Source organism: Acetobacter estunensis, assembly GCF_011516945.1.
Taxonomy (GTDB): Bacteria; Pseudomonadota; Alphaproteobacteria; order Acetobacterales; family Acetobacteraceae; genus Acetobacter; species Acetobacter estunensis.
Window position 1 is genome coordinate 1 of the sequence record NZ_WOTH01000064.1, and the last position, 9,883, is coordinate 9,883.

Here is a 9,883-nt window from a genome sequence, read left to right on the forward strand (position 1 = left end):
TTCAACATCAAAGAAACCAGACTGCTTCATATCGCCATTCCCTCAATCAACGCAGAAGAAATAGAATCATACAGAAGACCTCAAAACCAGGGGGTTTTTAGAACCCTCCACATGGAAACTCTTCCTCAGAACTTGTCCAGGAAAGTGTGGTCCAGTTTTAGAAGCTCCATGACATCTTCAGGGTCAGCAAAATCACCCTGAAAAATAATGCCACGTACGCCCTTTGGCGCTGTAGCAATAGCATTATTCAGAATCTGTTCGCAGGCTTTGAAAATGTCTTTATTTGTTGCATCGGCATTATAATTATTTTTCTCAATGCCAATGGCTCTTAATGTTTTTAAGCCAAACTTCTTGGCCTCGGTCTGCCACTTCTGAATCTCTACAAGATTAGCCTTGGCTGTATCATTCGCCACAATAGCGAACGTGAAAGCCTCGGTTCCGTTAGCTGAGGGAAGTGCTGATGTAATAACTGCTACCATAAAAAATACTCCTTTTAGTTCATGCTTTTTCGTCCTTTTCGCATGGTGGTTTTTGGACGGGGTTTAGAGACGCTAGACCCCTTGCATTTCCAATATATCAGAAACTGAACAAAAAACAAGTGTTTTATAGACACCCATGAAATATTATTGGTAATATGTTCGTGATAATGGTTTATATACTATTAATATCAAAGACGAATACTAGAGAATATTTTTTTGACACCTGTCCTTATTTTTCCGGTATCACCCCCGACATGATGACGTTCCGAATATGAAAAAAGCGGGAAGAGTTCTTCTCGCTGATATCCCCCCCTTAAATTATCGACAAAATAGGAAAAGCCTTGCTCTGACAAGGGCTTAAGCCATGTTTTTGTCTATCGACAAACCGTTTGAGTCCCCTGTGATTCAAGCGTGCTGACTCATGGAGATTCGCCAATGGAAAACCACAATTTCGGGTATCTTGAAGACCTTGAAGAAATGAAATGGAAGCAAGAGGCTGACCGACGACAAAAAGAGAATGAGGAACGGAAAAAACAAGAGGCAGAAGCCTTAGAGATTTCCGCAATGATTGCGGGAAAAGCTATTATTGCAATCCCGAAAGACTACCGTTTTCCAGAAGTCTCCCGACACTCAAAAACCGACCGATATGCGTCCGTCAGGGGGTTGGAAAAGCCTCTTTTCCTACACCATCCTCATAATGTTCAGGGCTTGATTGAGACCGTTTCAGAGCAATGCCCGAACGGTCTGGAAGCGATTAAAGCCCTATCTCATGCGGATACCATTTACGCAGAATGGGGCAATGTTGTCCCTGCCCGTCCTGTATTGCTGGTGGGGCCACCTGGTAGCGGTAAATCAACCGTAGCGCGGGAATATTTCAGGTCTGGGGGCTTTCATACCAAAACCATCAATGTGGCCAGCATGACGGACTCATTGTCATTGGCTGGCACCCATCAGACATATGGGGATTCAAAGCCCTCAATCGTTTCCGAACTGCTGGCGAAATCGAAGCAGGCCAATCCTGTCTTTATCATGGATGAAATCGACAAGGCTCCGAAAAACCCGCATCATGGCAATGTGCAGGATGCTCTTTTGCAATTCCTGGAAAGCGCGGAAGCGGGCGAGTTTCACGATATCCACCTGAACATTCCCGTTAATGTCTCGTATGTCAGATGGGTGCTGACCGCGAACGACATTAATCAGGTCTCCGTGCCGCTTAAATCGCGCTGTCAGATTGTTCACGTCAACAGGCCAGACGCGGACCAGATTTACCCAATCGCCATGAATCTGATTGAGAAAATCGCGGAAGAACGGGGATTAATCTCGGGATGGTATGACCTGAATGAATATGAACTGGATAAGCTCAGGTTTTTTTGTGCTAACGGAGACATCAGAAAAATGAAACGGATTGTCGAAATCATCATGGACAGTCAGGCGAAGCTCTGGACAAGACAATGAAAGGATACCCACCATGACGGGTGATTATCTCACTCGTCATCGGCACAGAGCCGGTGGAAAGGGTGTTCCGAAGGAAAACCCGATGTGCCTGTCAGGTATCACATCTTCAGGGCTGGAACTGCTTTCATGCCCGGCACGGCCTTCAGGCCGATATGACTGATTTGCAGGTTTCGTTCATACTCTCTGTAATCGGCTCGGGCCTTCTTCAGGCCAACCTCTATTTTCTCGTGCATGGCGATACCCTGACGGATATCCGCGTCAATGACTTCAATATGGTCCGCGATATCCTTCTTCAGATTTTCACTCCCGAAGGTCTTGTGGATATCGGAATAGCGGGTCTCCTCGTCCTTCCACATTCTCAGCATTTCATCCCTGACTTCATGGTCCAGCGGGAGGAGTGAATTTTCCAGGGCTTTGACATATTCACGGGGATACAGATTGGCGATGGATTCACACATCCAGTCTCCACCCTGAGCCTGAATCTCGCGAAGAAAATGACGGAAAGACAGAGGAGACGGATGCCCGGCCTGTTTGCACAGGGTCAGGTATTTCCGATGCTCGCCCTGATATTTCTTCATGGCGCTTCGCAGGACATAATCCTGCTGGCTTTCCGTCATGAGGGAAAAAGTGTTTCTGTCGATGGCAGGACCAGTCCGGGGCACTTCTACTGTGACAGGACAGACCGCATAGGTTTTCATGGAATACCCGAACAGGCTCAGAATGGCCTCGATAATGGCCAGCAATACATCCGCATCAATCGCTCTGTTATGCTTCTCACCAAGTCTCTGCTCGTATCTCAGGGCTTTCAGCTTTGCCCAGTAACGGTCTTTATTCTCTCTCGAAATGGCCCAGCTTTCGGAATTGAGCGTCCTGATATCGTCAAAGCGGAGAACCTTCGTTTTCTGGAACTCCCGTCCTGCTGACCAGTCGTAATCCGTCAGAGCGTATTTTATTTTTGCCTGAGCAATAAGGCGTTGACGGCGTTGGTCAGGTCTTCCTGATTTTTGATTATCTGCCCCATCATGTCCTTCAGTTCCTGGAGCGGGTCTGTCTGTCCTTCTGGCGTATCGGTCAAAAGACTCAATATCTCCGTTGCCTTTCCATCCGTTTTCTCCACGACCTCCTTTGTTTCCGCCAAAGTCCGGGCGTATGATTTCTGCCCCAGATATTTCTGATGCTCTTCCGCTATCGCTGGCGGGACTGGTTTTCTCTGCGGCTTTCTGACAGGTGGCGCTTCTGGTTCCGGCTTTTTCTTTCGTCCAAACATCTTTGGTCTCCTTGTAAGTTGACAGGTTCAATGGGGCCAAAGCTCTCGAAACAGCCTCAGCCCTGATTTTCATGGGGTTTCCGTCTTCCTTGCTGGCTGAGCTAAGCAGACGTGCGACGGATGCCACGTTGCCAGTAGGGTCGATGACAACCGGCCCTTTATCCCCGATGGCCAGCAGGACGCCCCTGGATTTCAGAGCGTGCTGAAATGCGGATGCGTCATCCTGCCACGCCGTCAGGACAAGACGGGCAAGCTCTTTCTTGGGGATGCCCGTGCGTTCCTGCTGGGCGCGTTCCTGCGGGGTCAGTGACGATATAGCAGGCTTGCCCCTGTCGATGCCCGACTGTTTCAGAATGGCGACGGCTTCAAGGTTTCCCTCTTTCTCAAGAGCATTGATGACGGACCTGTTGTGTCTGCCCTTGATAATCTTCTCGCCCGTATGGATCTCCATCAGACGGGAGAGCTTCTCGTGCCGTCTTTTCATGTGGGGGAGCTTCAGACAGGTGCCATCTGGCCTGAGCAGAGAATAGCCCCGATGCTCATGTCTTCTGCCATTTTTGATATGAATGGCTGACTGAAAGGGCTGGTTCTGAAGAGAAAATTCTTTCTCGTATAATGTCCAGTAATAGGCCCACTGGTCCGCGTTCCATTCCTTCCCTGGATTGGCATGAGCATGGAGAAGAGGCTGATTGGCTCGGGCGTGACTGATGAGGTCGGTCAGTTCCCGAATGCCATCCCTGATGCCTGTGGAGACAAGCCCTCTGGAAGGACCGGGCAGGGTCTGGTCATTCTGCTGCTTATGGTCGTTCAGGTGGTTGGCGAGATGAATGCCACCGCGACCCAATGTAGCCCCGATAATCACTCATTTCACCTGAAGCCTGACTTTCAGCCTGTCGACCCTGCGGGTGTATTTCCTTACCTCGGGCAGGAGTTCTTCTATCTTCCCGTGTGTGTCGAGATGCCCGGCTTCTCTGGAACGGATGGAACATTGGACAAGAGCGCCACACGTTTCGGCCATGGCTTCGCGGAGCCTTGCGAGTTCAAGCACGTCATCAGGCTGGGCTTTGCGAGGTGGCTTCTTCCGTGGAACTGAAATAATCCTGCTGGACTGATTGCCAAGGTTTTCCGCTATCATCTCACGGATGATGGTGCCTGCGGACACATTGCGGGACACAGACCGGGCCATGATTGCGGAATGCGTGGCGTCATCAAGACGCACCTGAAAGCTGTTTTTCAATCTCCTTGTCTCTGACATCGCGGGTCTCCTGAATAATGATTATGGCTCCATAATGGGGGTCAACGGGGGAATATCCCCCTTGCCAGCTTGCCGTATGTGTTTCGCAAGAAACGGATACGGACACGGCTGGCTAATATTATTAGAATACCGGTAAATGATGAATATCACAAAGAAAACGCAACTTTATTTAATGAATTATATCCATTTATATATAATATAATTATCGAAATCATTTAAGGAGAAATATTATGAGTATCAACTTCAGACCCAATACGAAAGACGACAGCACCTATTCGGTTATTCAGTGGAACTATGATTACCAGACGAAAACTGCAAAACCCGAAGGTCTGGGAAAGATAGACATCTGGGCAGAGACCGTGCCTGAAGAGATACTGTCCAGACTGGATGTAGTGGAGCGTGGAGACCTTGAGGCATGGCTGAAGGCTACCAGAGAGGGAAAGGAAATAAGTCGCCTCCACGAACAACTTATGCTCATGGAACCGTTAAGCAGAGACCTGATTGCGGGCGTCCAGCGGGGAACGTGGGAGGCAGAAGAACTGACCCACATGATACCCCTGCTGGATAAGGCTCTCCGAGCACTCAGACGGGCTGAGAAAAAGGTTAATACACGGTGAAAATCTGATTTTTTACTTGTTACTTGGCAATTAATTCGTTTGTATTATCCTCTTCATTGTCAATTGCGTCTTGAAACTGAATTGTTTTCACTTCCTGTCCATACTTTTCCAAATATGAGTGGAATACAGTTTGAAATTTTTGGATTTCTTCGGCCATCCAGTCAACCATGGCTGGCCAGTTGCTTTTATCATACCCATCATAAGGATGAGCCAGAACAATGCGACTGGATTTCTTTTCGCTCAATCGCTTCCATTCCAATTTCGCACCTAAGCTATTTTCTATATCGTTCTTGTGTTCGTGTATTTTGTCGAACATCCATTTATTCCAAGATGCAGAGCTTCGTGAAAATGTGAGTTCGACCCGAGCTTCTTTTCTTCCGAAAATCAGACTGTAAGGGCAACCGCTCAACCCAGAACCAGCAGTCAACCAATGGTCATTACCCGGGCTGACATTTGCGTAAAGACCCACACCTTTTTTTCTGAAGGCATCGAGCATGTAGGACCAGAACTGGAAGCGTGTCTGATGTCGCTCTTTCTGGATACCCTGAACTGTCGCCTCTTCGTTTTCTTTAGAAGAGATACCAATCATATAATCACTAGCTTCAGGAGGTGGGATTATTTGGTCGATATCCACCAGTATTTCTTGTTCCAGGGAATATGGAGTAAGCTTGAAACACTGGATTACGATGCCACGACTAATGAGCCAAAGAACTGTGGCGGTGACTTCCTTTCTAAAGTAGGAGGCAATAAGCATGATGCGCTGACTGTTTCCTGAATTAAGGACAGCCTCATCCATGTCGTCAATCTCTAGAAACTCACAAACCTTCTCGCTGGCGATACCTCCCCCTTCGTATCTATTGAGATAGTCCTGATATATCTGGATAATCTGCATTTTTGTGAGACTGGAAACATATGCGGTGTATTTTAAGGACTGCCACACCACATCCCGACCAGAGTCATCCAGCTTGTTCTCGATGATAACCAAGTTACCACTTTTGTCTAATGCAAGAAGGTCTAGCCGTTCTCTCGTGTCGTCAAACCCATCGAACTCTTTCTGGATGATGAGGAGTTCTTCCCCCAGTGCATCTGGCTGATAAACAAGCCATTCCTGAATGTGGTCGCGCTCTTTGAAGCCTAAATCACTGAACCGTTTTTTGACTAATGGCTGTATACGGTTTGTGTTGCGGTCCACCTTAAACACACTGAAGCTCCTGCTGCTTTGATGTTGATACCTTCTATCGGACAGAAGATGTCGACAAGTCAGGGCTGGCGTGAAGGGTAAAAGTGATATCTGCCGAAAATACAGAACCGCGAAAAATCAAGACACTCTAAAAAGCCATTTAAAGCCCGTAGAGCGACGGTTTGCCACTCAGACGATACGAACTACAGAAAAGAGAAAGAAAGCCATTCAGCGTGGCTTACTTCGTGTTTACGAGCTATCGGAGCCATGGAGCAATATAGAACATTCACGGTTGAGAAGAAAAACGAACATCTGATAAAACCGGAATATCAAACGAAAAAAAGACGCTACAAAAAAGAACCAAAAAATAAAATTCCTGGGGTCGGTTACACAACCCATAGTTATCCGTCCCCACCGAGTGCCAAACCTTGGAACATTTTAAGAACATCTGTTATTTTCCGTTTTTTCTACGATAATATGTTCTTCTGCTGATGCCCATTGCCTCCCAAGGTTTTTCAGCCTTTAAACTTCCTTGAAAGACCGCTGAGCGCCATTCCTCACGTGTCTGGCCTTTGAACATCGGACGTTCTTCACGACCTTCTGTGTGGCGTTTCGCGCGTTTACGGGCTATCCGACAATCCAGAACATTCACGATTGAGAAGAAAAACGCCACGCGCGGATATAATAAAAATATATATATATCCACGATATCTATACTAAAGTATAGATATCCGTCCACACCTGTCCGGTTTTTATTTCATATTTTTCCTGATTTTTTTAATTCATAATATCTACTACGTTTAATTCTCATTGCTTCCCATGGCTTTAACTTGCTCAGATTGTTCTCAGATAGCCATTCTTCTCGCGTCTGACCTTTTGACTTTGGACGCTCGGAATTGCCCTGCGTGTGCCGTCTCTGGCGTTTTCTGAGCAATCTTTCCTCATGATCAATGAGCACAGTCATGTGCTTCATTTCTTCATGTGTCAGAGCTAAAAGCTGAATCATGTCATCGGTCGTATATGAGTAACCGCGCTTTTTCGCACCCTTGGCAAAATCTGTTTTTGCGTTTGCTATCAGGGTGCTGAGAAGCGTGTGACAGTTATCTGTCATCCATTCATCAAAATGCCCGTCCATCCATTTCCCGACCTCTTTCATGATGAAATCTGGTCTATGAATCTGAGCAATCATGCAACCTGCCAGAAATAGAGGCATGTCACGAAATCCCGGCTTCGCTTCCCGGCCATGGCAACGAATTTGTATCAGGGTTTTCAGGTCGTGCAGAACCTTCCTGCACCATGATTCCCACGAGCGGTAGCCTTTACGGTTTCTGGCTTCTGATGTGTCCGCATCAGTCCTGTGACCTATCGCCCGACTGAGATATGTGACGGACGTATCCCTCTTCACTCTCGGCTTTCTGGTTTTTCCGGCAGCTTTATTTTTCTGATATTTTTCCCGCCTTTCTTTCAGGGCTGAGGCGTGTTCTGCTTTTTGAATATCCTGAACAATATCAGGCTCAAGATTCATCAGTTTCGAAAACCTCAGAAGGTCCGATATCTGTTCTGGCTCCTTCCGACCGATAAAAGACTCATATAAATGATGAAAATCGTAGGTCTTCCCATGTTTGACGGCTGGTTCAAAATACTGCTCGGGCATCCATTCGCCCTGCACGGGCCAGACAATCCGGCAGGGTTTGCCCGTCTTTGAATTAATCGAACCTGGAACGCGAAGCACGCGGGATGTATCTTTAACCGAAGGGTCTGCATTCCAGTCGCTGAACAGTGAAATGAGTCTGACCATCATCTCACGGAACATCAACTTCGTTTCGTCGGTTGCTTTCTGATTTTCACGGAACTGCCAGAGAGCATAGGCTCCGTTGCCTGAGTCGATAATGTATGAAGGCATGAGAATACGATTATCATCACAGAACCTGCGAAGCCTTTCTGACTCCCATGCACCCATTCCGTCATCTTTTTCCCTGATGTGAAGAGAACGGAATGGGCTGGAAGCTGGGCTTTTATAAAAATCCAGGTCAACCCAGAGATGGCTTATGGACTCACAATGAACGCTCTTGCGGTCTCGTTCATTGAAAAAGCATTGGGAAAAATATCGGTCGGTCTTTCCCTGCTGTTCGCGGATGACTTCATTGAATGAAGCAGTTGAATATGATGTCTGAAGAGGCTGTTCGCCAGACCTGTCGAGTATCGAGAAGTATGTTCCTGATGGTAGCTGACGGCCTAATATTTCGTCTCTGTGGTATTCTGAGTAAGCCTCGTCCAGTAATTTAAAAGCATGTAATCCCATAATAATTTTCTCCATATCTATGACGGAGAAAAAATCGAAACTTTTTACTTTATTTTCTTGACTAATTCTTTCATATAATTCATAATCAAAATTAACAGTAAGCAAAATATTCCGATGGTTCGCTCCCATCCTGTTTTCAGGTCAGATGTTTCAGCATCTGGCCTTTTTTATTATTAAACCGGATACTGTGGAATAATTGCAAGTATATTATCTATATGATGAAATATAACAAGAAATAATAGTTAAACATTTTTCTGATGATGTTTAACACATGACCTGATTTCTTTACTTCCTTGCCATTCTTCTCGTTAAACTTGTTTTACATAGTCTGTTTAACAAGGAAGAACGGTATGGAAGAGAATGAAAAGACATGGGGTGTTCGCGGTATTCCTGCTGATATCCGTCAGGCTGTCATCACACAATGCCAGAAAGACGGAACAAAGGTCGGAGAATGGCTGACCCTCGCTATCCGTGAGAAAATCAAAAGAGACAGAAATCAGAGCAAAGCCGTCGCCCTGTCTGAAGGCATGAAGCCGCCTGTCCGACTGGATGATGCTTCTGCCGTTCTTGGATTGATGGAACGGCTTCAGGGAATGGGAATAGACGCTCCTGACAGCATGAGAAAACAGGCAACCACACTGGTCAGAAAATGCATGACATCCGTCAGAAGAGGCCAGTCCGTTAAACAGAACGAGGATTCCGTTTAACGGTATCGGTATCCCGTTAAACGACCGTTTCTCTCTCCTTGTTTCATGCAGAGGACCGGGCTATAATTCGCTCGCAAAAGTGGAGAACGTTCTCCACCAAGCACTACCGCAGGCAAATGTGGAAAGCCTGTAAGTCTTTGATTTATATAGGTTATGTTCTGTGGTGCATCTGGTCTATCCCGCTCCAGGTCCCCCAGCCATTTTCCTTATGTAATCTCCTAAAATAGCTGACTAGCATGATTTCTTTATGCGACAGCGTTTGGCAATCCTCACTTACATCGACAAGAAAATTCTTTTCTATCCATTCATCCAACTCTTTAGTGGGATACATAAACCTCCGTGTAATTCACTACACTTCAAAAAACGCGCCTAATTTTATCTATATATAGTTATAATTTTGAATATATACACTTCAATATAAAAAAATAATACTTGATGGACTATGATCCCATAACATCCATCAGTCTTAGAATACTGAGATCACCACCCTTCCCCCTTATGACTGCCCCACACCTGGAGGGTTCTAAAAACCCCCTGGTTTTGAGGTCTTCTGTATGATTCTATTTCTTCTGCGTTGATTGAGGGAATGGCGATATGAAGCAGTCTGGTTTCTTTGATGTT

The 9,883-nt window shown here is 46.3% G+C and carries 8 protein-coding genes; 4 read left to right on the plus strand and 4 right to left on the minus strand.

Features of this window, described 5'->3' with window-relative positions:
• Window positions 1-125: 125 nt before the first annotated feature.
• Window positions 126-479: a hypothetical protein gene (locus tag GOB87_RS15645; protein ID WP_166318874.1), complete on the minus strand. Its 354-nt coding sequence runs from the start codon at window positions 477-479 to the stop codon at window positions 126-128.
• A 435-nt stretch (window positions 480-914) separates the two neighbouring features.
• Here GOB87_RS15645 and GOB87_RS15650 point away from each other — a divergent pair, with 435 nt between their 5' ends.
• Window positions 915-1,934 carry an AAA family ATPase gene (locus GOB87_RS15650; protein WP_166318877.1) on the plus strand — a complete coding sequence of 340 codons (1,020 nt, stop codon included), beginning with the start codon at window positions 915-917 and terminating at the stop codon, window positions 1,932-1,934.
• Between the two features lie 98 nt (window positions 1,935-2,032).
• On the opposite strand, the gene GOB87_RS15655 is transcribed toward GOB87_RS15650, so the two are convergent.
• Window positions 2,033-3,274 (minus strand): hypothetical protein, encoded by a 1,242-nt coding sequence (locus GOB87_RS15655; RefSeq protein ID WP_166318880.1) that lies wholly within the window; start codon window positions 3,272-3,274, stop codon window positions 2,033-2,035.
• 594 nt (window positions 3,275-3,868) lie between these two features.
• On the opposite strand from GOB87_RS15655, the gene GOB87_RS15660 reads away from it, so the two are divergent.
• Window positions 3,869-4,294, plus strand: coding sequence for a hypothetical protein (locus GOB87_RS15660; RefSeq protein WP_166318883.1), 426 nt, complete (start codon window positions 3,869-3,871; stop codon window positions 4,292-4,294).
• Window positions 4,295-4,686: 392 nt separating this feature from the next.
• Entirely contained in the window at window positions 4,687-5,073 is a 387-nt protein-coding gene (locus GOB87_RS15665) for a hypothetical protein (RefSeq protein WP_166318886.1), read from the plus strand.
• Between the two features lie 19 nt (window positions 5,074-5,092).
• On the opposite strand, the gene GOB87_RS15670 is transcribed toward GOB87_RS15665, so the two are convergent.
• Window positions 5,093-6,274 (minus strand): DUF4268 domain-containing protein, encoded by a 1,182-nt coding sequence (locus GOB87_RS15670; protein WP_166318889.1) that lies wholly within the window; start codon window positions 6,272-6,274, stop codon window positions 5,093-5,095.
• Between the two features lie 736 nt (window positions 6,275-7,010).
• Window positions 7,011-8,684: a hypothetical protein gene (locus GOB87_RS15675; protein ID WP_166318892.1), complete on the minus strand. Its 1,674-nt coding sequence runs from the start codon at window positions 8,682-8,684 to the stop codon at window positions 7,011-7,013.
• A 164-nt stretch (window positions 8,685-8,848) separates the two neighbouring features.
• On the opposite strand from GOB87_RS15675, the gene GOB87_RS15680 reads away from it, so the two are divergent.
• Complete coding sequence (locus GOB87_RS15680; RefSeq protein ID WP_166318895.1) at window positions 8,849-9,262, plus strand: hypothetical protein; 414 nt, start codon at window positions 8,849-8,851, stop codon at window positions 9,260-9,262.
• Window positions 9,263-9,883 lie beyond the last annotated feature (621 nt).